A 1,228-nucleotide genomic window follows, 5' to 3' on the forward strand; every position below is an offset into this window, starting at 1 on the left:
TGCGGATTCAACCCGTCGATGCAACACACTTGAAGCTGCATAGCAGCGAGGAGTGTTGCAATGAAACAGAGGCGGCGGATCTACTATACAGACAGTCAGAAAGCGGTCATGTGGGAGCGCTGGCGCAAGGGCGAGTCGCTGCAGCAGATCGCCCAGTTGTTTGATCGGAACCATTCCTCGGTGCAGCGGATTCTGGCCGAAACGGGCGGTATCCAGCCGAAGAAGCGGTGCCGTTCAAGATTGGCGCTGACCCTTGCCGAGCGGGAGGAGATCTCGCGCTCAGTGGTTGCTGGTGATTCGATCCGCGCAATTGCGAGCCGAATCGGACGTGCTCCGTCCACCATTAGCCGCGAGCTCAAGCGGAACGGAGGTCTGCAGGACTATCGGGCGAACAATGCTGACGAACTTGCTTGGGAACGCGCCCGTCGCCCACAAGTCTGCAAGCTCGTCAGAAACCAGGAACTCGCCCAGGTCGTGGCAAGCAAGCTCCGGCTGCAGTGGTCGCCCGAGCAGATCGCCGGTTGGCTTAAGCACGTGTACGCGGTCAACAGGGACTATCAGGTGTCGCACGAAACCATATACCGCAGTCTCTACATACAAGCTCGCGGTGCCCTCAAAAAGGAATTGCTCGAGCATTTACGGCGCTCGCGAGTCATGCGCCGTTCGCGTCATCACACGATGAAGACAGACGACCACGGAAGAATCTGCGACACCGTCCCGATTAGTGAGCGTCCCGCGACCGTTGATGATCGTGCGATACCCGGCCACTGGGAAGGCGATCTGCTGTTCGGCAGCGCGAACAGCCAGATTGCCACACTCGTCGAGCGTCGGAGCCGTTTCGTGATGCTGGTGAAGGTTGCCAGTAAAGATACGGAAGCGGTCATCAATGCACTGATCCGAAATGCCTGCAAGCTTCCTCAGGAACTATACAAATCACTGACGTGGGATCGGGGCAAAGAAATGGCCGATCACACGCGCTTCACCGTGGCCACTGACATAAAGGTCTATTTTTGCGATCCACAGAGCCCTTGGCAACGTGGTTCGAACGAGAACACAAATGGGCTCCTGAGACAGTATTTCCCCAAGGGGATCGATCTCTCGGCCTATTCGCAGGCCAAGCTCAATGCTGTAGCCAGGCGGCTCAATGAGCGTCCGCGAAAGACACTAGACTTCGATACACCGGCTGAGCGATTTCATCAATTCGTTGCATCGACGGGTTGAATCCGCA

General features: G+C 57.1%; 1 protein-coding gene. It reads left to right on the forward strand.

Annotated elements, in window-relative coordinates:
- Positions 1-60: 60 nt before the first annotated feature.
- Positions 61-1,221: an IS30 family transposase gene (locus tag GQ57_RS37920; RefSeq protein WP_034200614.1), complete on the forward strand. Its 1,161-nt coding sequence runs from the start codon at positions 61-63 to the stop codon at positions 1,219-1,221.
- Positions 1,222-1,228: the final 7 nt, after the last annotated feature.

Origin of the sequence: Burkholderia sp. MSh2, assembly GCF_000731655.1 — a bacterium.
GTDB lineage: Bacteria > Pseudomonadota > Gammaproteobacteria > Burkholderiales > Burkholderiaceae > Burkholderia > Burkholderia paludis.

Bases quoted from the DNA above. Each gene is read 5' to 3' on its own strand.
- GQ57_RS37920 (WP_034200614.1), top strand. From the start codon at position 61: ATGAAACAGAGGCGGCGGATCTACTATACAGACAGTCAGAAAGCGGTC.